This is a genomic window from Mycobacterium sp. E787 (genome assembly GCF_001668725.1).
GTDB lineage: Bacteria > Actinomycetota > Actinomycetes > Mycobacteriales > Mycobacteriaceae > Mycobacterium.
Window position 1 is genome coordinate 218345 of the sequence record NZ_LZKL01000127.1, and the last position, 20793, is coordinate 239137.

The window sequence follows — 20793 nt, forward strand, 5'->3', positions numbered from 1 at the left end:
AGCGGCCGGCCCAGGTTGGCGGCCTATGCTGGCCGGAGCAAGGGCGATCCGGGGAGGGAGACGACATGACGGCTGGGGTGGCGCGTGCCGTACGGTTCGACCGTTACGGGGGCCGTGACGTCTTGTACGTGGCGAATGTGGAGATGCCTTCGCCCGGCCCGGGTGAGGTGGTGGTCGAGGTACGCGCCGCCGGGATCAATCCCGGCGAGGCCGCCATCCGAACCGGGGCGCTGCACGAGATGTTCCCAGCCACCTTCCCGTCCGGGCAGGGCAGCGATCTCGCAGGGGTCGTGACAGCCGTCGGACCCGGAGTGACCCGGTTTTCCGTCGGCGACGAGGTGCTGGGGTTCAGCTTCCGCCGATCCAGCCACGCCACCCACACCGCCGTTCCGGTGGATCAGCTGATCCGCAAGCCAAGCCAAATGAGTTGGGAAACAGCAGGTTCGCTGTACGTGGTCGGCGTCACGGCGTACGCCGCCGTGCGCGCGGTCGACCCGCAACCGGGCGAGACGGTCGCCGTTTCGGCGGCCGCGGGCGGCGTCGGCAGCCTGGCCGTGCAACTGCTGACCCTGCGCAAGGCGCGGGTGCTGGGCATCGCGGGTCCCGGCAACTTCGACTGGCTGCGCGCCCACGGCGTCACCCCCGTCGCCTACGGCGACGGGCTGGCCGATCGCCTGCGGGAGGCCGCACCGAACGGAATCGACGCGTTCATCGACCTGTTCGGCCCCGAGTACGTCCAGCTCGCTGTGGATCTCGGCGTCGCGCCCGAGCGCATCGACACGATCATCGCGTTCCAGAAAGCCGGCGAGGTCGGCGCCAAGACCGAAGGCAGCGCCGACGCGTCGACAACCGAGGTGCTCGCCGAGACGGCCGACCTGATCATCACCGGCGCCATCGAGTTCGAGGTCGCGGCCAGCTATCCGCTGGACCGGGTCGCCGACGCCTACGAAGAGCTCGAGAAGCGGCACACCCGCGGCAAAATCGTTCTGCTGCCCCAAGGTTCACAGTGAGGCAGCCGGTCCGACCACAGCGATCTCGATGACCTTGATGATGACGAACACGATGGCCAAGACCAGGTAGCCACGCAGCGTCAACAGTCCCGCCCGGCGGAGTGGCGACATCGTCGGACGCTCCAGACCGGCGAGGTTGGGGGTTTGCCAGTTCGCACGGTCCTCTCGGCGCAAGGCACGCTGCTCGGCCCTGGTGAGCGACCGGGCATCGTCGATCTCATCGACCTGCTCGGGATCCAGACCATCGCCGAAGCGCTGCACGATGGCTTCCGCCTCACGCCGATCGCTGGACCGCCGACCCGCGACGATGGCGGCCGCGCCGCCGACGATTCCGACCACCGAGCCGATTGCGAGGCCTGCCTCGATGGCGGCGGTTGGCAGATTCTTGAAGAACGTCGTCGCCGTCAACGCCAGCGACAACAGGACCAGAGACCACACGATGGTCCACGCGATGATGTTCTGGCGCACCGTGTTTATCCACGGCCCCAGCACTGCGCGGTCGTTGCAGAGCAAGACCAGAAACACTGTCGCCGAGGGCAGCAAGACACCGGCCAGCGCCTGCACGCCCTGGGTCACCAGGCCCAGCACGTGATCGGGGCTGAAGGCGACCGCAGCGGAAACCCCGAGCAGCAATGCGTATCCGCCGTAGAACAGCGGGGCCTCGGTGAGCTTCCAGTGCAGTGAGTGTCGCCTGCCCATCGCGTCACCGATGGCGTAAGTCGTGGAAAGCCCGATGGCGTTGGCCCCGATCAGCGACGCGTCCAGCAGGATGATCGCGAACAGCACCGCCACCGGCTTGCCCAGGTGGTCGCGCAGACTGGTCGCAACCGCACCCGCGTCGGTGAAGTTGCCGACGTCGGTGGTTCCCGCCAAACCGAAGGCGGTCACGGCCATCAGCGCAGTCGCGCCGGCCATGACCACGACGATTCCGATGACCAAATCGGCTCGGGCGTAAGGGATCCAGCGCGCCGTAATGCGCTTGTCCACGACGTTGGACTGCTGGAAGAACAATTGCCAGGGGGCCACCGTGGTGCCGACGATCGCAACGGTCAACAACAGCACGGTGGAGTTGAGCCCGCCCGGGAACTGCGGTACCAGCCCGCCGGCGGTTGCCTTCAGGGAGGGATGCACCATCAGCACCATCGGGACGATGAGCACGTTGACAGCGATCAGCAGGAACATCAGTCCTTCCCATCGCCGAAACGACCCCCCGGCCACGACGGCGAACAACAACACGGCAGCGGCGGGGATGGCGATGATCTTGGGGCAGCCCAAAAATCCGAGCGCCAGCGAGACGCCGATGAATTCGGTGACGATCGTCAGGGCGTTGAGGATCAGCAGATCACCGATGCTGAACGCGCCCCAGAACTTGCCGAACCGCTCGAAGATCAAGCGGGCGTGGCCCACCCGGCTGACCGCTCCCAATCGCAGCACCATTTCCTGGTTGACGTAGAGCACGGGGATCAGCAGCGCCAACGTCCACAACAGCCCCATCCCGTAGTTTTGGCCGGCCTGCGCATAGGTCGCGACGCCGCCGGCGTCGTTGTCGCCCACCATCACGATCAGCCCGGGGCCGGTGATGACCGCCAGGGTCCGCAGGCGGCGCCAACGCCCACTGAAAGCGTCGAAGCCGCCGGTGCCATCGCGCCGGATTCGGCCGAACGCGCCGACGATGTCGCCGGTGTGCGCCGAGTCCAATACCGCCTGGCCGGCGCCGTCGGAGCCTGGAGGCGGAGCCACTGCTCCGCCGCGACTGAATGCGGCGCGCAAGCCGCCACGATGCTGGGTCGGGGTCGAAGTCATAGGAGTCCGGCTCTCTCAAGTGGATTGGTGGGAGACCGCGATAGCCGGCCAGTCACCCGGCGACGGGCGCAGTGCCCGCCACCGGGCGGCCGGCGGAACCGATCACCGACGGCCGTCCGCGCTGCCCGACGGGTGCCCGCCGAGCGACGCCGTGATTACCGCGATAGGCATCCGCGACACATACAGGTTGGCCCGCTCCTGGGGAGTCAGTGCGGTCCGCATGTGCAACTTGTTCGCAAGCAGCCGCGCCGAACGCAGCAACGCTTCTCTGCGTCCACCGGTGTGACCGGTGACACGCTGTGTAACAACAAAAACCATGATCTTCTCCTGTCGCAGGTCCGATCGGTTCGTGGCATGCGCGGTGACCCCGGAAAACCGCGTTGCGACGCGCGGGGTCAGACGGAAGCCCGAAAACTCAGGCGGCAGAAGGAATGCCGGAACCGGGTCGGGACAAGACGGATTTCGGATAGGGACTGTCGCCGGGACTCATCTCGCCCTCACCTCCTCACGGCCGGGACACACGCGGGTGTCGTCACATTCACCTGAACGGGAGAGGCACGAATCACCGGCGGCAGAGCGCCGATGGCACCCCTCTCGTTCGGAGCTTTGGCACTGCACGGCGTATCCGGATTTAGCCGACGGTCGCGATCCGGAAGCCACTTGGGCTCAACCCTTGGGTCCGGGAAGAGCTGTCCTGACCCGGGGCGTCTCTCGACGTTCGGGGTCAGTGGCCTGTATCCGTGCAGACGCCTCACCTACCGAGGTGCCTGCCCGTCCATCTTGCCCGAGGCCCGCGAGCTCGTCAAACTCGTTTACGCAACCTTGACGTGGGTTTGCGTTAACCGGCGCCCACCGGGGCCGTCCTTCGTTCCATTGGTCGAGGCCTACCCTCGAACGCATGGCCAATACTTTGCAGGCGCCCAACGTCGCGACGCTCCTCGACCGGATGTACGCCGAAACGAAAGATCAGATGTCGCGGTTGCGCGAGATGCACGGTGATTTCGACCGCCCGATGAGCGCGCAAGAGCGCGCCGACGCCATGAGCGAGTTCTACATCCCGGTCACACCGGAAGCCGGCCGCCTGCTGTATGCCCTGGTGCGCGCGACCCGGCCGGCGACGATCGTCGAGTTCGGCATGTCCTTCGGAATCTCCGCGGTGCACCTGGCGTCGGCGGTGCGCGACAACGGCACCGGGCGGGTGGTGACCACCGAGCTCAGCGCCCCCAAGATCGCCGCGGCCAGGCGGACATTCGCCGAGACCGGTCTGGATGACGTGATCACCATCCTCGAGGGGGACGCGCTGATCACGCTGGCCGAGCTGGACGGGCCCGTTGATTTCGTGCTCCTCGACGGCTGGAAGGACCTCTACCTGCCGGTGATCGAACTGCTCGAACCGCGCCTGACGACGGGCGCGTTGGTCATCGCCGACAATGCCAGCGCCGAGGACACCCGACCCTATCTCGACCGGGTGCGCGACCCGGGCAACGGCTACGTGAGCTTCAACTTTGCCGTCCGGGAAAGCGACAGCATGGAAATCAGCTGCCGCACGGGCGATTAGGGTCAGCGCAGGGATTCCTCGAGCCACGGCGTCAGCCATTTCACGCCTTCGGGGGTGAGGTGGACGCCATCGCTGCGCACCTTGATGCCGTCGACCTTGGCGGTGTAGACGCCGTCGGGGCACAGCTTCTTGTTCAGGTCGAGGATCCGGACATTCGGGTGGTGGGCAACGGTCCTGCGCAGCATGGCGTTCCACAGGTTGACGCGGTCGGGTTGGTCCTCCGGATAAAGGCGACCGTCCGGCTTTTCGCCGTCCCGGCTGTAGGGCACGGTGGCCACCACCACGCGAACGCCCGTGGCGCCCACGATGTTCAGTGCGCGTTCGAGTTCGCCGTTGAGGTAGGCGTCGAAGGTGGGGTCGCCGATGTGCGTCCACTGGCCCTCGTTGACGCGGTCGACCGTTTCCCACCGGCCGATGATCAACAGCGCGACGTCAGGCTGGTCCTGGCTCATCTGCGCCGACCATCGGATGGGCCAGCCGTCGCATTCCGGCCGCTGCTCGAGGGTTTGGCCGATGTACCGGTACGGGGTCCCGCGCACCAGGCTGCAGCCGATGACCGTGTGGTCCAGAAAGGCGAATCCCGGCGTGGGCGGCAGGTAGTGCATCCACGTCCACCCGATCGAATCACCGAACACCGAAACCGTGAAGGGCCGGCGCGGATCGCGCGGCGCGGGCCGGCTACCGGCGGGCGGTGAGGGCGAGACCGCGGCGACGGCCGACACCCCCGGTGGCAGGCCCGCCTCGCGCAGACCGGGCCCGGTTCCCACCGGAATGACCAACAGCGTCACCGCAGCGGCGCTGGCCACGGTGGCCGCCGCCAGCGGCAACAGGGGCACCCGTGCCGGCCGCCAGCGCCGGATCGGCTGCTCGATCAGCCACCACGACGCGGCGGCGACCGCCACGGTGGCAGCGCACCGGGCGGCGAACAGCGGCAACCCCGACCATCCGGTGCGTTCGCCGTTGAGCGCCAAGAAGATTGGCCAGTGCCACAGGTAGACGCCGTAGGAGATGGTGCCCAGCCACACGAGGGGGCGCAGGGCGAGGATGCGGGCAACGGCGCCGCGCTGTTCCATCGCCACCGGCGCGACCACGAGGACCGAAGCGATCGCGACCCCGACCAACAGGCCGTGGCGAAACTCGCCGGCGCCGCCGGTCGCATAGTGGGTGGCCGCCGCCAGGCCGGCCAGGCCGAGCATCGGCAACAGGCGGGCCACCCGCCTTGCCCACCGGGTGCGGATCAGGCACCAGCCGCGGTTCATCGATGGCCAATCCCGCACCAGCAGAGCCGCCGCCGCGGCGCCGATCAACAGCGCCTGCGCGCGGGTGTCGGTGCCGAAATAGATCCGGTCGCGGGTGGACTCGGAGGCGAGGACGACGGTGAGCACCGCGGACGCCAACGCCCCCACCGTCGCGATCACGAAGGTGGCGAACCGCACGCCGCCGACGGTGGCCCGTCGGAAGTAGCGCCTGGCCCGCGCGGCCAACAGCAGGGTGACGGCGATCAGCAGGACCGGCCAGACGAAGTAATACTGCTCCTCGACCCCGAGCGACCAGGTGTGTTGAAGCGGCGACGGCGGGGCGCCCTGGGTGAAATAGTCCGTCTTCTGCGCGACGAACCGCCAATTCGCCACCCAGAGGAAGGCCGCGATCGCGTCGTCACGCAGCCCGGTGAGCGACTGGCTGGGCAGCAGCTCGCGGGCCGCGCCCACGCTGAGCACCATCAACAGCAGCGCCGGCAGCAGCCGGCGCGCGCGCCGGATCCAAAAGCCGGTCAGCTCAATGCGGCCCGTGCGCCGCAGCTCGTCCAACAACAGCGAGGTGATGAGGAAGCCGCTGAGGACGAAAAAGACGTCGACGCCGATGAACCCGCCGCCCACGCCGGGGATGCCGCCGTGCCCGACGAGCACCAGCGCGACCGCGATCGCGCGCAGGCCGTCCAGCGCCGGGATGCCGCTGCGGCGGTCCGGTTGATCCCAGATCGCGATCCGGCCGGCGCGGCGCACCGGGGCAACCCACCGGGGCCGGGAAGCAGAACGCGCCGATGCGGGGTGCCTCCCGCCCGGCTCAATGTCCGTTGCTGATGCGCCCTGACCCGCTTGTCGCCCGGCGCCAAAGTTGATGCCGATACGTCGCTGCCCCTCCTCTTGATCGGAGCAAGCCTAATTGCGGCGCGGCCGGGACAGCCGGAAAGACACGCGCGGGGAGCCGGGTATCAGAGCGGAAATCGGTTCAGGACACCGTGGAAGCGTTCCCGCATCAGCGCGGTGCGCTCGGCGGGGGTGACGCGCGCGGTTTCCGGCGGTAACGCGCGCGCGAGGTCGGCGTGTTTGGCGAGCCGGGTCGCCAGTGTCGCCGGCCGACCCGCGAGCAGGTGGCGGTAGGTGAGGTTGCCGCGCTCGAATCCCTGGGTGTCGATCCAGTTGCGGAAACCCGGGTCCCGATGGGCCAGAATCAGTCTGACTTTGCCGTCGTTGTCGACCGATGCGCGGCTCGGGGTGTAGCTCACCGGCCGGTACAGGTAGTCCATGCTGGTGAAGTAGGCCCCCATGTTGGTGATCATCCACAAGCCCTCGTGGGCGTCGAACTCGACGATGAGGGCTTCGTCGGGCGCCAGCTCCCAGTACATGTTGGCGGCGGTTCGGCCGCGTCTGGCGTCCGCCTCGGATGCCGCCGGGGCGGGGAACCTGTTGGGGTGCTCGCCGTCGACGCCGCCGTGGGCGAACGGGAACTCGGGCCAGTCGCTCATCAGGCCGGTGACGAATTCACCCGCCCAGCGCATGGCCGCAACCATCGTGTCGGGAGTCGGCAGCGGCTTGGGCGAGTCCATGTCGACGCGCTCGATCCGCATCCGCGCGGGACGCTCGTCCCAGCGGTCGAAGCCCTGGCGGATGAACAGCTTGCGCGAACCGGCGGTGGTCGGCAGCCAGTTCGGCCCGCGCTCGGAACCACCGACGTAGAGCTCGAACGTGCCGTCCGGCTCGACGCGGAGTTGGTCGCCGAACAGGTTCGCCTCCGGCACGTCACCGAACGGCTCGTGCAGGACGTGTGGACCGTCCGGACGCGCGCCTTGCACGGTGACGTTGAAAAACGGTGCGGTGCCGCGGGTTCCGCTGATGCGGTACGTCGATTCGCCGTCGATCCAGACCTGTTGGTAGGTGAAGTCGGCGCAGTCGCCCCCCAGCTTGCGGGTGGGACTGCAGAAGGCGTGCATCGCCGGGTAGCGGGTGTCGCGGGTTTCCAGGGCCAGATCAAAGGCCTGCCCCAGGTTCTGGGTGAGAAAGCGAAACGCGTCGGCACGCTGCAGGCCAGAGGTCGCGTTCAAGTCCTTGAACGCCTGCCTGCCGGCGGTTTTCAATCGCCCGCAGAATTCGCTCCACGCGCGGTCGAGTGCCGCATCATCGGGCCCATCACCGAAAGCCACTGCGCCACGCCCTTTCTCAGCTGCTCCGCTGCCCAAGCCTGTCCAACATCGCGCTCACCGTCGCGCACGCTCGCCCGGCCGCCGCCAGCCTGCCTTCCGCGTCGATGCGCGGCCCGAGCAATTCCAGGTCGAAACCGAACCGGTAGCCCCCGGCCAGCGCCTGAGCCACGAAGGGTTCGATCGGGATCGCGCCGTCGCCCGGTACGGCGCGGGCCGGCAGGGCCCGGTCTCCCAGCACGTAGTCGCTCAGCTGAATCAGTTCTGTCCGGGGCAGCGCCAGCCTCAGCAGTCCCGCGAGATCGGCCTCGGCCCAGCAGTGGAACAGGTCGATGCAGATGCCAAGCCCCGCCAGCTCGGCGAGGGTGATGGTGTCGCGCAGGCTGTGCGCGACGTGGATGTCGGCGTAGAGGCTGGACGCGTTCTCGATGGCCAGGGCGACGCCGGCCTGCCGCGCTTGTTGCACACACGGCTCGATCGCACGGCAAAACCGCTCGGCCGCCCGCTCCCACGTGAGGCCGTTCCGGCCGCCGGTGAGCATGTAGATGCACCGGGCGCCCACGGTCGCGGCGGCATCGATCAGCCGCGACAGGTCCGCCCCGTCGGCGAACAGGTGGTAGACCGCCTCGACCGCGTACTCTTCGGCTCGGATCAGGTGAACGAAGCCGGGGTCGAGGAGTTGCGTGTCGAGGATGCTGAGGTGTCGCAGGCCAAGGGTCGTCCAATTCTGGTGCAGTTCATCGGTATCCGCCCCGAGGAACGTCACGTTGTGGACCGATAGCGCACGCACGAGAATTTCAGTCCCGCTGTTCGATGCTGACCCCGAACCGCTTCCGGAAGGGCGCGAATTCGGCGTGCAGGTCGTCGAGGTTTTCGCCGATGTCGGTCAGCAATCGGGTGGAGTAGCGGAACTTCCCGTAGCGGTCGCCGCGGTTGTGGGCCAGGTAATCCCGCATCGATGCCTCGGCCTCGCCGGTGAGGGCCCGCCCGCAGAAGGCGTAGTAGCGACCGACGGTCGCGACCGGGTCCGCGATGAAGTCGGCGTAGGGGATGTGCAGGATGCGCGGGTCGTCGACCATCGGGTTGGTCATGGTGTTGGCGATGCTCGCCCGGGTCATCTCGAGATGCCGTGAAAACCCTTCAGAACCCAGTACTTTCGCGGCCGGTGGTACTGGAACTGCTGCAGCATCGCCTTGTGCAGGCGGTACTGTGCGACGGGGTCGGTCGGCAGGCCGGCCACCAGCGTCTGCATCGGCACCCGCCACCACGCGGTCGGCGTCATCACCCGAAAGTCGAAGGCCCAGGTGCGCTCGTCTTCGGGCAGGCCGTCACCGAGCATGTCGTTGTAGGGGTGGCTGAGCAGCCACCTGGGCATCTTCGCGTTGATCTCACGCCAGTCGGCATCGGCCCGGGCGCGACGGGCGTCGCCGGGCGGGGCAAGCCCGGGAGGCGGCGACGGGTACATCACCTCCCAGAACCGCAGCGCACGCGCGTGCGGGTCCACCGCCATCAGCGCGTGCATGAGCGTGGTACCGGAGCGCGGTTCTCCCGTCACGAACATCGGGTGGTCGATCACCTCGGCGGCGATCGGATAGCGGTTGCGGTCCTCGATGAACTCCAGCCGCGACGTCAGCAGCCAGTGGCACACGCTTTGCGCACGCTCAATGCCGTTGGCGTCCATCCCGATACCGTTCAGGTGGTCGACGGCCAGGCGGAACCGCTTCGGCAGCGTCGGGTCGCCGTAGTCGTCGAGTCCCGTCGCGGCCTGCGCGCAGCCAAGGATCGCGTTCGCGTCGAGACCGGCTGTCATGCTTGGCCTGCGCCCTGAGCACCACACAAGGCCAACAATTCGTCCTCCGTCTTACGCACGTTGGCCGCCGACGCGGCACCGAACTCGAGTCCGGCCATGGCGCCGTAGTCCAGGATCTTGGGCACCCGAAGCCCCGCATCCACGTACGACTTGATGGTTCGCGCGACCTGCCGGGGCGTGCCGTGCGGCACCACCGCCCGAATCGCGTCGGGGTCGACGCGCTCGAGAAAGTCCACGATCCGCTCGCGCGTCAACGTCGTCGGGTCGATGTCGTGAAACCCGCCCCAATCGTCCCCCATCGGGTGGTCAAAGCCGAAGCGGCGCAGGACTTCAGCCGATACCTGCAGCAAGAACGCGGCCACCAGTGGGGCGCGCACGATCTTCTCGATTGCGTCGTCGTCTTCGCCGATCAGGCACACCTGCACGTAGCACGGCGTGATCGCCAGTGGGTCTCGCCCGGCCCGCTCGGCCGATTGCCGTACCGCGCCGAGCATCTCGGCGTAGTGGTCGGGGGTCCATGCCCCGGCCGGCCACCAACCGTCGGCGTAACGCCCGACGATGTCGAGCATCCGCGGCCCGCTGGCGCCGATCCAGATCGGGGGGAAGCGCCCCTGGTAGGGTTCGGTGTCCAACCGAGCATGGTTCAGCCGGTAGAACCGCCCCTCGAAATCCACCGGCCCGTCGCCGGCCCAGAGCAGCCGGATGACCTTCAGGGCCTCCTCGAAACGGCCGACGGGCCGGGCGAAGTCGAAACCGTAGGGCACGACGTTTTCGCTTTCACCGCTGCCGAGGCCCAGGATGAACCGCCCGCGGGAGAGATGGTCGATGGTCAGCGCGGTTTGGGCCAGCATCGCGGGGTGGCGGCGCACAGTGTCCACGACACTGGTGGCCAGCGGCACCCGTTCGGTCAGCACGGCCGCCGCGGCGGCGACCGCCATGCCGTCGAGGTGGCGATGCGGCGACGGCGACGACGTCGCGAGGTCGGTGAACTCCGGCGTCCACAGCGCATCGGGCCAAAAGCTCACCATGTGATCGGGCAGCCAGATCGAGTGGTATCGACCGGTATCGAGCTCGGCCAGGCCCGACAGGTCCAGCGGGAGCGTGGTGCGCAGGAACGCGGCGGGCGAAACCTTCACCGCGCGATCCACTCCGAGGTCAGCGCGAAGTCCGACAGATACCTGGTCGAGCTCCACCCGCCGTCGACGACGATCGTCTGCCCGTTGATGAAACTGCCCCCCGGCGAGCACAGGAAGGCGACGGTGCCGGCGATGTCGTCGACGGTGCCCAACCGCTGATGCGGGGTCAGCTCAGTGTTGATCTTGCGGAAACGCTCATCCACCAAACGCTTTTCGACCATCGGCGTCACCGTCACCCCGGGCGCGACGGCGTTGCAGCGGATGCCCGAGGCGCCGTACTGGCAGGCGATGTGGGTGGTCAGCGCGGTCAGCCCACCCTTGGCCGCGGAGTAGGCGCCGCCGCGCAGCCCGCCGACGACGGCGAACGTCGACGTGATGTTGATGATCGCCGATCCGGGCCGCATGTGCGGCAGGACCTCGCGCGCGAGCCGAAACGGCGCCCGCAGCATCAATCCCAGAAAGTAGTCCAGCGTTTCGTCGTCCGTTTCGTGCAGCGGTTTGGGATTGCCGACCCCGGCGTTGTTGATGAGGAAGTCGATGTGCCCCCAGCGCTCGACGGCGAGGTCGACGATCCGTCGCGGCGCGTCGTCGTCGGTCAGGTCGACGGCCAGCGTCGCCACCCGCTCGGGGTCGTCGATCGACTCTCGCAGCGCGGCCAGCCGGTCCTCGTCGCGGCCCGTGCCGAGGACGGCCATGCCCGCATCGGCAAGTTTCCTTACGCATCCCAGACCGATGCCGCTGCTTGCGCCGGTGACGATCGCGACCTGCATGTTATCCATCCCCTGGCTCGGCCTGTGTCATCTGGCGGCGACCCGCTGCGCCCGGCTCCGCCGCGCTTGCGATCGCCGATTGTGTCGTCTGGCGGCGACCCGCTGCGCCCGGCTCCGCCGCGCTTGCGATCGCCGATTGTGTCAACGCCGCTCTGATCCGATGTTTGAGGACCTTGCCGGCGTCGTTCTTGGGCAACGCATCCCAGATGACCACCTGCTCCGGGGCCTTGAATTTCGCGACCCCCTTGCTGTTCAGCAGCGCGAGCAGGTCGGCGACATCGGGCCCCGGCTCACCGGCGGGCACGATCACCGCGCACGCCCGCTCTCCGGTCCGGTCGTCGGGCAGCCCGACCACCGCGATTTCGGCGATGGCGGGATGGTCGGCGAGCAGGTCCTCGACCTCCTTGGCCGAGATGTTCTCACCGTTGCGGATGATGACGTCCTTGGCCCGGCCCGTCACGACGAGGTATTGGTCGTCCACCCAGCGCCCGAGATCCCCCGTATGGAAGAACCCCTCCGGGTCGAGGCAATCCGCATCGTCTTCGGGGTGCCGGTAGCCCAGCAGCATCTGCGGGCCGCGCACGCAGACCTCTCCATCACCGGCCGGCGCGGCCGCATGCGCGACGAGCTTGATCTCGGCGATCCCGGCCCGGCCGTCGGTGTCGGCGGCGCGGTCGGCTTCGTGCGGTAGCGGGGCGCCGACGGTCGCGACGGGCACCTCCGTGCAGCCATACACGCGGGTGACGACCGCCCGGTCGAAATACCCGGCGGCGCGCCGGATCAGCGACGGCGACACCGAGGCTCCGCCGCAGACGAACACCTTCAGGTGGGGCAGGCGACTCCCCGAACGTTCGGCGGCGGACAGCAGCTGCTGCAAAAACGGTGTCGCCCCGGCCATGTGGGTGCACCGTTCGGTGTTCATCAGTGCCACAGCGGCCGAGGGATCCCACCGGTCCATCAGGATCGCGGTGGTGCCCAGCAACAGGGGGCATTCGAACGCGTATATCGACCCGCCGATGTGGGCGATGGGCGACGGAACCAGGAACGTGTCGCCCGGCTCGATGTTCCACTGGTCGCGGATCTGGCGGATCAGCGCATGTATCGAATTGTGGCTGTGCAGCACGCCTTTCGGGCGGCCGGTGGTGCCCGAGGTGTACAGGACCATCCGCACGGCGTCGGGATCCAGCGCCGGCAGCCTGGTGCGATCCGGTGGGCCCTCCAGCAGCGTCGGGTAGGGCGTGTGTCCGCCGTGTTCGCCGCGCACCAGCACCACTTCGGGGGCGCGGTCCAGCGTGGCGGTCACGCGTTCGAGCATCACCGCGTAGTCATGGCCGCCGAACCGGTGCGGGATGAAGATCGCGGCGGTTTCGGCATCTTCGAGGATGAAGCGCAGGTCGTGGTCGCGCAGCGACGGCAGGATCGGGTTCACCACCATCCCCGCGAGCGTCGCCGCCAGATAGATGGCGGCGGCCTCGTGCCAATTCGGCAGCATGAACGACACGACGCTGCCGGTTGGCATGCGCGCCAGCAGGGCGTGGGCCAACGCGGTGGCCTGGGCGTCGAGCGCGGCGCAGTCCAGGCGGGTGTCCTTGTCCACCAACACCGTTCGCCCCGGGGAGGCCTGCGCGGCCGAGCGCAGCGCGTCGGCCAGCGTGGTGGTAACCCACAACCCGCGCCGGTACGCTTCCGCCGCGTGTGTCGTGTCCATCACTTCACCGCGCCTAGTCATTCACGCGGCGCATGGTCATCGCATACCGGAAGCTCGACGACAGGTGGGTGTTGATCGTCACCTGCGCGATCTCGCCATCGGAGGTCTTGTATGTGCGCCGCAGCTGCAGCGCGGCCGTGCCCGCCGCGACGCCGAGTCCGTCGGCCAGCTCGGCCGGAAGCAGCACCGCCGCGATCTCCTGGCGCAATTCGGCGATGCTCACGCCGAACAGGTCCTCGATCAACGGGAAAATCGGACCGGTGTGGCGCTGCAACAGTCTGCCGACGGCGGCGAAATCGCGGTTGATGAAGTACTCGGTCCGGCACAGCGGCACCTGCGCGCCGTCGGCCAGCCGGTAGCCGCGCACGGACAACCACTGCGTGCCGGCGGCCAGGCCGGTCCGGGCGGCGAGTTCGTCGTCGATCTCCACCATCGCGTTGGACTCGATGGTCAGCCGCGCACCGGCCGCGAACGCGAGCAGGTCGTCTATCGACATCGTTTCCTGCGCATAGGAACTGGACGCGGGCCGGGGCACCACCCGGGTGCCCGCGCGGGGCCGCGACGCGACGAGGTTGTCCTCACGCAGCCGGCGCAGCGCCTCGCGTACGGTGTAGCGGCTGACCGCGAATCGCTCACACAATTGGTGTTCGGTCGGGAGCTGCGACCCCACCGGATAGACGCCGTCCACGATCTCCTTGCGCAGCGTGCGCGCGATCTGCAGATAGCGGTGTTCGCTCGAAATGGCCTGGGACATCAGCGGCCGCCCCGCGACCGGCGCAACGCCAGGACGCTGCCGTCACCGTCGGCCGAGACGTAGAGCGTGCCGTCGGCCGCGGCGGCGACGCCGGCGAATGGGCCCTGCGGACCCGAAAACGGCGGCATGCCTTTCAGCGGCCTGGGCACCACGCCCGGCGGGGCACCGACCGGCAGCCCCGACGCGACCGTCTGCCGGACCTCGGTGTCCAGATCGAACGCGATCAACTCCTTGGCGCCGGCGTCGACGATGTAGAGCACCCCGTCGTGCACGCAAATACCCTGCGGGCGAACCAGGTCGGCGACGACGGTGCCGACGGCCTCGGGCCCGCTCACCCGCGCCACCCGTCCGGCGCCGGCTTCCGCCACCAGGCACGCCCCGTCCGGGTCGACCGCGACACCGACCGGCTCACGCAGCCCGGTGGCCAGCACCTCGGTGCTTCCCGACCGCAACGACAGCACCCGTCCGGTGCCCAACTCGGCGACGAGCACGCCGCCGGGACCGACCGCGATCCCGTAGAGCTGGTCGAAACCGTCTGCCAGCACTTCGGTTTCGTTCGCCCCCGGCCGGTAGCGGCCGACCTGGCCGCCCGAGGTCGTGACGACGAACTCGCCGGGGCTGCTCGACGCCACGCCGCGCAGGAACCCGGGATAGCCGGGGCTGAACAACATCCCCACCGTATGCAGCGACCCGTCCGGCAGGACCGCATAGAAGTACGTGCCGTCGGCGACGTAGAGCCGCCCGTCGTGCCCCACGCTCAGATCCAGCGGCCAGTTCAGGCCGCCGGGCAGCACCGTATGCGTCGCGCCGTCCGGCGATATCTCGGTGATCTCGCCGGTGAAGTGGGATACCAGCACCCGGTCGCCGGCGAACGTGCAGTTGTCCAGCCCCGGGCTCAGCTGCGCCAGCACCCGCCGTTCGCCGCTGCGCGGGTCGATGCGCAGCACCTGCCCGCTCGCCACCTGGGTCGAGACGATGTTGCCCCGCGGGTCGAACTTGACCGAGTCGGGAACACCGAGATCGCTTGCGACGCACTGTGGTTCGCCGCCATCGGGATCGACGCGCCAGATCGCGTTGGCGCCCATCACCGGGAAATACAGCAGCCCGTCCGGGCCCACCTCCATCGCGTTCGGTGAGGGCACGCCATCCAGCACCACCCGTGGCGGCCCGCCGGTCAGGTCGAGCTCGAGCAGGCGCCCGCCCTCGCGGCATTCGCCGATGAACAACCGGTCGCGATGAAACGTGATTCCGTTGGCGGACGGAAGGTCGTCGCGCAGCACCCGGGTGCGACCGGCGGTGTCGCGCACGCTGACCCGGCCGTCCATCACCTCGGTCGCGTACAGGTTCCCGCTCGCGTCGAACGCGACGTCGTCGGGCGCCACGATCTCGCCGCCTCTGGCGCTCACCGTTTCCAGTCGTCCGGTGCCCAGATCCAGCGCGCTGATCTGACTGCCGGTGACCTGCGCGATGTAGACGCCCCCGTCGGGGCCGGTGCGCAGGCCGTTGGCGCCGAACAGCCGGCTGGGCGCCGTGACCCTCTCGAGTCGCCAGCCGTCCGCGACGCCGCTCGACTGCGGTACCGCATACCGGGATGGATGCGTCGCGATGGCCATATCCTGCCGAGGTCCTTCCGTCCGGCGTTTGAGCTGGACGCTATCAACTTGTCCTAGTCCAGACAATAGCTTCCGAACCACGTCGGATTGACCTTGACAGCCCACTCCGCCGATGGGAATAGTGTTCTCCAAAGGACAGAACGCTGTATCTTGTCCGGACAAAACGACGCGGCAGATTGCAGGTCATGGACGATCTTCTCGGGCGCCTCCCAGGGCTGGAAGGGCGCGTCGTCGTGGTTTCCGGCGCCGGCGGCGGCGGCATCGGCACCACCGTCACCGCCATGACCGCCCGCGCCGGGGCGACGGTGATCGCGGCGAGCCGGTCGAAGGAAAACCTGGACGAGCACGTCGCCCCGCTGGCGCAGCAGGGCTTGGCGGTGGTGCCCGTCGCGGCCGACGCGTCGACGGACGAGGGCATCGCCGCCGTCATCGACCAGGCGCGGCGCGCCGACGGCAACCTCTACGGCCTGGTGAACGTCGCGGGCGGCGCCGAGCCGTCGACGTGGATGCCGTCGACGCGGGTGACGCGCGGCGACTGGCGCAAGATCTTCGCCGACAACCTCGAGACGGCGTTCTTCATGAGCCAGGCCGTCGCGGCCGAACTCGTCGCGCAGCAGCGCCCCGGGTCGATCGTGTCGATCTCGTCGATCAGCGGCATGAACACCGCACCGTTCCACATCGCCTACGGGACCGCCAAGGCCGCGATCGCGGCGATGACCCGCACGATGGCGCTCGAGCTGGCGATGTCCGGAATCAGGGTGAATGCCGTGGCGCCCGGCGTCACCGAGACCGCGGCCTCCCGCACCTACGTCGACGAGGACCCGGACCGGGATCGGCAGGCGATCGCGATGGGCCGGCGCGGCCGGCCCGAGGAGCAGGCCGGCGCAATCCTGTTCCTGCTCTCCGACCTGTCGAGCTACATCACCGGCCAGACGCTGCTCGTCGACGGTGGCCTCGACCTCAAATGGAGCCACCTGGACGCCGACAACACCTCGTTGTTCCTCAAGGACGAATCCTTCCGCGCGGCCATCAGGAGGATGCGGTGACCGATCTGGCCAAGGACTCGAATCGCACCGGGGCCGAGGAACTTTCGCGACCCATGACGATCGGCGTCGAGGCGTACATCAGCGAGGACTACGCCCGCGCCGAGCGCGACAGGCTGTGGCGAAAAGTCTGGCAGCAGGTGGGCCGCGTCGAAGAGCTGCCCGAGGTGGGCAGCTACCTGACCTACGACATCCTCGACGACTCGATCATCGTGGTGCGCACCGGTGAGAACGAATTTCGCGCGCACCACAACGTCTGCATGCACCGCGGCCGCCGGCTCATCGACACGCCGCAGGGCGCGAAGAACGCCTGCGGCCGCGCCCGCAAGTCGTTCGTGTGCGGATTCCACGGCTGGACATACGGTTTGGACGGGACGTGCACCCACATCCGCGAGCAACAGGACTGGCAGGGCGCGCTGACTCCCGAGAACACCCACCTGCGGCCGGTCAGGGTCGACACCTGGGGCGGTTGGTTGTGGATCAACATGGACCCCGACTGCGAGCCGCTGGCCGACTACCTGTTTCCCGCCGCGAAGATCCTCGACCCGTTCGGGTGTGAGAACATGCGCTGCAAGTGGCGCAAATGGCTGTCCTTCGAGTGCAACTGGAAGGTCGCGCTGGAGGCCTTCAACGAGACCTACCACGTCTACACAACCCATCCGGAGTTCAACAAATTCGGCGAATTCAAGGGCTGGGCCAAGGCGCAGGGCAAGCACAGCAACATCGGCTACGACGCGCCCGACGACATGGAGGCCACGAAGTCCAAGATCCGACTGGGCACGGGCGACCCGCGTATTTCGACCGCGGAGATGCAGATCTACACGATGGAGGAAACCAACACCTCCACCACCGAGACGCTGGTGAACGCCGCCAAGCGGTTGGTGGACGAACTGCCCGAGGGCACGCCGCCCGACAAGGTGCTCGAGCACTGGCTGTCCGCGGCGCGGCGCGACGACGAGGCCCGCGGCGTGATCTGGCCGACCATCCCGCCCGACATCCTCGGTCAGGCGGGTACGGCGTGGCAGATCTTCCCGAACTTCCAGATCGGTCAGGGCCTGACCGTTGCGCTGTGCTACGGCGCGCGTCCGCATCCCAGCTACGACCCGAACAAATGCATCTTCGAGGTGTCGGTATTCGAGTTGTACCCGAAAGGCCAAGAGCCGCAGACCGAATGGGAGTACACCCCGGTGGGCGACCCGCGCTGGCTGTCGGTCCTCCCCCAGGACTTCTCCAACATGGCCGCCGTGCAGCAGGGCATGAAATCGCTGGGCTTCCCTGGCACCAAACCCAACCCTTACCGCGAACGCAGCACCGTCAATCTCCATTACCAGCTGTCGAAGTACATGGGTACCGGTGAGCCGAAAGAGATCCGATGACGCACTTCGACAACTGTGGGCCGACCGACGTCCCGCAAGACATCGACATCGACGCGCTTCGCGAGAAGTACCTGCACGAGCGCGACAGACGGTTGCGCCCCGAAGGGTCCAAGCAGTATTTGGAACTCACGGGCGATTTCGCCGAGTTCGCCGAGGTCGATCCCCATACGCCGGTGACGCCGCGCACGCCGATCAGCGAGGACGTCGAGGTAGCGGTCCTCGGTGGTGGCATCGCCGGCCTGCTGGCGGGCGCCTACCTGAAGAAGTCCGGCGTCGACGACGTGCACATCATCGAGATGGGCGGTGACGTCGGCGGCGTCTGGTACTGGAACCGCTTCCCCGGTATCCAGTGCGACAACGACGCCTACTGCTACATCCCGATGCTCGAAGAGCTCGACTTCATGCCGAGCAAGAAGTTCGCCGACGGGGCGGAGATCTACGAGCATTGCCGCCGCATCGCCAAACATTTCGGGCTGTACGACGGCGCGATCTTCTCTACCCAGGTGCGCACGGTGCGCTGGGACGACTCGATCAACCGCTGGCGGCTACGGACGAATCGCGGCGACGACATCCGCGCCCGCTTCGTGGTGATGACGCAGGGCTCGTACAACCGGCCGAAGTTGCCCGGCATCCCCGGCATCCAGGACTACTTGGACGCCGGAGGCCACGTTTTCCACTCGGCGCGTTGGGACTACGACTACACCGGCGGCGACGCCAACGGCCGCCTGGACAAGCTGCACGACAAGCGGGTGGCGCTGGTCGGCACCGGGGCGACGGGTGTTCAGCTGGTTCCCCACCTGGGTCGGGATGCCCAGCACCTCTACGTGTTCCAGCGGACACCGTCGTCGGTGGACGAGCGCGGAAACGAGCCGACGAACCCGGACTGGGTGGCATCGCTGCAGCCCGGGTGGCAGGCGGAGCGCAAGCGCAATTTCCATCGGTGGTCGCCGTTCGAGGGCGTGGTGTTCGATGCGGCGGACCAGGTTTGCGACTTCTGGACCGAGTTGGGGCGCAACATGACTGCGCGCATTGCCGCGAGTGACGACCCCGCGTCGCTGGGCATCGAGCAGATCATGGCGATGCGCGAGGAGGAAGACTACAAGATCATGGAGCGGCTGCGGCGCCGGATCGCCGACATCGTCGAGGACCCCGACACCGCCGAGGCGCTCAAGCCGTACTACCGGTTCCTGTGCAAGCGGCCGTGCTCGAGTGACGAATACCTGCCGACCTTCAACAATCCCAATGTCACGTTGGTCGACGTGTCGGGGTCAAAGGGGGTGGAGCGGCTCACGGAGAACGGCATAGTCGCGGGCGGCATCGAGTACGAGGTCGATTGCGTGGTCTTCGCGAGCGGCTTCGAGATCTCCACCGAGATCAGCCGCCGGTACGCGATCGAAGCGATCGAGGGCCGCGACGGTGTTTCGCTCTTCGATCACTGGCGCGAAAGCTACAAGACGCTGCACGGCATGACCACTCGCGGCTTCCCCAACCAGTTCCACACCGGTTTCCTGCAGGGCGGCGTTTCGGCCAACACCACCGCGATGTTCGAGCAGCAGGCCGAACACATCGCCTACATCATCTCCGAAGCCATCAAGCGCGGCGCCACGACCGTCGAACCGAGTCAGGAGGGTCAGGACGACTGGGTTGCCACGATCCGCGAACTCGCCATCGACAACTCGGCGTTCGAAGTGAGCTGCACGCCGGGCTATTACAACAACGAGGGCGGCGGAGGCGGAGAGGGCATCCGCTCGTTCCTCGGGGAGCCCTACTCGCCCGGTTTCTACGCGTTCGACGACCTGCTGAGGGAATGGCGCGCCAAGGGCGATCTGAACGGCCTGGTGCTCGGAACTTAGATGGCAGAGCTGAGATTCGACGGGCGCGTCGCCGTCATCACCGGGGCCGGCCGAGGCCACGGCCGCTGCTACGCCCTGTTGCTGGCGTCACGGGGCGCCAAGGTCGTCGTCAACGATCACGGCGGCGGCCTCACGGGTGACGGCGCCGACAACGGTCCGGCCCGCGATGTCGTGCGCGAGATCGTCGCCGCCGGTGGTCAGGCCGTCGCCTGCACCGACTCGGTGGCCACCGCCGCCGGCGGCAAGGCCATCATCGACGCGGCGCTCGACAGCTACGGACGCGTCGACGTCCTCATCCACAACGCCGGCAACGTCCGCCGCGGCTCGCTGAAGGAGATGAGCTACCAGGACTTCGACGCGGTGCTCGATGTTCACCTGCGCGGCGCGTTCCACGTTGTGCGGCCCGCGTTCCCGGTGATGTGCGACGCGGGGTACGGGCGCATCGTGCTGACTTCCTCGATCGGCGGCCTGTACGGAAACCAGGACGTCGCCAACTACGCCGCCGCCAAGGCCGGCGTGATCGGACTGTCCAATGTCGCGGCCCTCGAAGGCGCGGCCGACGGCGTGCGGTGCAACGTGATCGTGCCGGCAGCGGTGACGAGAATGGCCGCCGGCATCGACACCTCGGCCTACCCCCCGATGGGTCCGGAACTCGTTGCGCCCGTGGTGGGTTGGCTCGCCCACGAAAGCTGTTCGGTGACCGGGGAGGTGTTCATCGCGTTGGCGGGGCGGGTGGCGCGGGCGGTCATCGCGGAAAGCCCCGGGGTGCACCGGCCGGCCTGGACGGTCGAGGAGGTCGGCGAACACCTCGACGCGATCCGAAACATCGAGGCCCCGCTGGTGTTTCCGGTGGTTCCCGACGGTCACCACCAGCACATCCGCTACAGCTTCGACCTCGCACACCGGTCCAGCGATCGGGGCGTGCTTCGTGGCTAGCCGGA

The 20793-nt window shown here is 68.1% G+C and carries 15 protein-coding genes, 2 pseudogenes and 1 riboswitch; of the genes and pseudogenes, 6 read left to right on the top strand and 11 right to left on the bottom strand.

What is annotated here, in order from left to right:
• Positions 1-65 precede the first annotated feature (65 nt).
• Positions 66-1010, top strand: coding sequence for an NADP-dependent oxidoreductase (locus tag A5705_RS25925; RefSeq protein ID WP_068280908.1), 945 nt, complete (start codon positions 66-68; stop codon positions 1008-1010).
• Here A5705_RS25925 and A5705_RS25930 read toward each other — a convergent pair.
• Together A5705_RS25930 and A5705_RS28010 are read right to left on the bottom strand one after the other, a co-directional pair.
• On the bottom strand, positions 1002-2813 hold the full coding sequence (locus tag A5705_RS25930) for an NRAMP family divalent metal transporter (RefSeq protein ID WP_068280912.1): 1812 nt from the start codon (positions 2811-2813) through the stop codon (positions 1002-1004). The two genes, A5705_RS25925 and A5705_RS25930, sit on opposite strands and share 9 nt — an antisense overlap.
• Before the next feature lie 102 nt (positions 2814-2915).
• A complete protein-coding gene (locus A5705_RS28010; RefSeq protein ID WP_156738596.1) occupies positions 2916-3131 on the bottom strand; it encodes a hypothetical protein in 216 nt (71 codons plus the stop codon).
• Between the two features lie 264 nt (positions 3132-3395).
• A riboswitch (M-box (ykoK) riboswitch) is annotated at positions 3396-3583 on the bottom strand.
• A 128-nt stretch (positions 3584-3711) separates the two neighbouring features.
• On the opposite strand from A5705_RS28010, the gene A5705_RS25935 reads away from it, so the two are divergent.
• Positions 3712-4371, top strand: a complete 660-nt coding sequence (locus A5705_RS25935; RefSeq protein ID WP_067884069.1) for an O-methyltransferase — start codon at positions 3712-3714, stop codon at positions 4369-4371.
• Positions 4372-4373: 2 nt separating this feature from the next.
• On the opposite strand, the gene A5705_RS25940 is transcribed toward A5705_RS25935, so the two are convergent.
• From A5705_RS25940 to A5705_RS25980, 9 genes and pseudogenes are all read right to left on the bottom strand, one after another.
• Positions 4374-6374: an acyltransferase family protein gene (locus tag A5705_RS25940; protein ID WP_068280915.1), complete on the bottom strand. Its 2001-nt coding sequence runs from the start codon at positions 6372-6374 to the stop codon at positions 4374-4376.
• 209 nt (positions 6375-6583) lie between these two features.
• On the bottom strand, positions 6584-7792 hold the full coding sequence (locus tag A5705_RS25945) for a DUF1214 domain-containing protein (protein ID WP_068280918.1): 1209 nt from the start codon (positions 7790-7792) through the stop codon (positions 6584-6586).
• A 16-nt stretch (positions 7793-7808) separates the two neighbouring features.
• Entirely contained in the window at positions 7809-8579 is a 771-nt protein-coding gene (locus A5705_RS25950) for a TIM barrel protein (RefSeq protein WP_082956692.1), read from the bottom strand.
• A 7-nt stretch (positions 8580-8586) separates the two neighbouring features.
• Positions 8587-9599 (bottom strand): annotated as a pseudogene (locus tag A5705_RS25955) (sulfotransferase).
• The gene (locus A5705_RS25960; RefSeq protein ID WP_068281062.1) at positions 9596-10735 is read right to left on the bottom strand and encodes an LLM class flavin-dependent oxidoreductase; all 1140 of its coding nucleotides are present in this window, start codon (positions 10733-10735) and stop codon (positions 9596-9598) included. The pseudogene A5705_RS25955 and the gene A5705_RS25960 overlap by 4 nt, the downstream one beginning before the upstream one ends.
• A complete protein-coding gene (locus A5705_RS25965; protein ID WP_082956693.1) occupies positions 10732-11514 on the bottom strand; it encodes an SDR family NAD(P)-dependent oxidoreductase in 783 nt (260 codons plus the stop codon). The genes A5705_RS25960 and A5705_RS25965 overlap by 4 nt, the downstream gene beginning before the upstream one ends.
• Positions 11515-11641: 127 nt before the next feature.
• A pseudogene (locus A5705_RS25970) lies at positions 11642-13213 on the bottom strand (AMP-binding protein); the annotation flags it as partial.
• Between the two features lie 13 nt (positions 13214-13226).
• A complete protein-coding gene (locus tag A5705_RS25975; RefSeq protein ID WP_067884086.1) occupies positions 13227-13967 on the bottom strand; it encodes a GntR family transcriptional regulator in 741 nt (246 codons plus the stop codon).
• Positions 13967-15580 (bottom strand): SMP-30/gluconolactonase/LRE family protein, encoded by a 1614-nt coding sequence (locus A5705_RS25980; protein ID WP_068280927.1) that lies wholly within the window; start codon positions 15578-15580, stop codon positions 13967-13969. Before A5705_RS25980 ends, A5705_RS25975 begins: the two co-directional genes overlap by 1 nt.
• Before the next feature lie 185 nt (positions 15581-15765).
• On the opposite strand from A5705_RS25980, the gene A5705_RS25985 reads away from it, so the two are divergent.
• Genes A5705_RS25985 through A5705_RS26000 form a run of 4 tightly spaced genes read left to right on the top strand, consistent with a single transcriptional unit; the run spans position 15766 to position 20788 of the window.
• On the top strand, positions 15766-16626 hold the full coding sequence (locus A5705_RS25985) for an SDR family NAD(P)-dependent oxidoreductase (RefSeq protein WP_068280928.1): 861 nt from the start codon (positions 15766-15768) through the stop codon (positions 16624-16626).
• Positions 16623-17999: an SRPBCC family protein gene (locus A5705_RS25990; protein ID WP_068280929.1), complete on the top strand. Its 1377-nt coding sequence runs from the start codon at positions 16623-16625 to the stop codon at positions 17997-17999. The genes A5705_RS25985 and A5705_RS25990 overlap by 4 nt, the downstream gene beginning before the upstream one ends.
• The gene (locus A5705_RS25995) at positions 17996-19852 is read left to right on the top strand and encodes an NAD(P)/FAD-dependent oxidoreductase (protein ID WP_067884092.1); all 1857 of its coding nucleotides are present in this window, start codon (positions 17996-17998) and stop codon (positions 19850-19852) included. Before A5705_RS25990 ends, A5705_RS25995 begins: the two co-directional genes overlap by 4 nt.
• Positions 19853-20788: an SDR family NAD(P)-dependent oxidoreductase gene (locus tag A5705_RS26000; protein ID WP_068280933.1), complete on the top strand. Its 936-nt coding sequence runs from the start codon at positions 19853-19855 to the stop codon at positions 20786-20788. It abuts the gene before it with no gap.
• Positions 20789-20793: the final 5 nt, after the last annotated feature.

Coding starts and splice junctions, on each gene's coding strand:
- A5705_RS25925 (WP_068280908.1), top strand. CDS start 66: ATGACGGCTGGGGTGGCGCGTGCCGTACGGTTCGACCGTTACGGGGGC.
- A5705_RS25930 (WP_068280912.1), bottom strand. CDS start 2,813: ATGACTTCGACCCCGACCCAGCATCGTGGCGGCTTGCGCGCCGCATTC.
- A5705_RS28010 (WP_156738596.1), bottom strand. CDS start 3,131: ATGGTTTTTGTTGTTACACAGCGTGTCACCGGTCACACCGGTGGACGC.
- A5705_RS25935 (WP_067884069.1), top strand. CDS start 3,712: ATGGCCAATACTTTGCAGGCGCCCAACGTCGCGACGCTCCTCGACCGG.
- A5705_RS25965 (WP_082956693.1), bottom strand. CDS start 11,514: ATGGATAACATGCAGGTCGCGATCGTCACCGGCGCAAGCAGCGGCATC.
- A5705_RS25975 (WP_067884086.1), bottom strand. CDS start 13,967: ATGTCCCAGGCCATTTCGAGCGAACACCGCTATCTGCAGATCGCGCGC.
- A5705_RS25980 (WP_068280927.1), bottom strand. CDS start 15,580: ATGGCCATCGCGACGCATCCATCCCGGTATGCGGTACCGCAGTCGAGC.
- A5705_RS25985 (WP_068280928.1), top strand. CDS start 15,766: ATGGACGATCTTCTCGGGCGCCTCCCAGGGCTGGAAGGGCGCGTCGTC.
- A5705_RS25995 (WP_067884092.1), top strand. CDS start 17,996: ATGACGCACTTCGACAACTGTGGGCCGACCGACGTCCCGCAAGACATC.
- A5705_RS26000 (WP_068280933.1), top strand. CDS start 19,853: ATGGCAGAGCTGAGATTCGACGGGCGCGTCGCCGTCATCACCGGGGCC.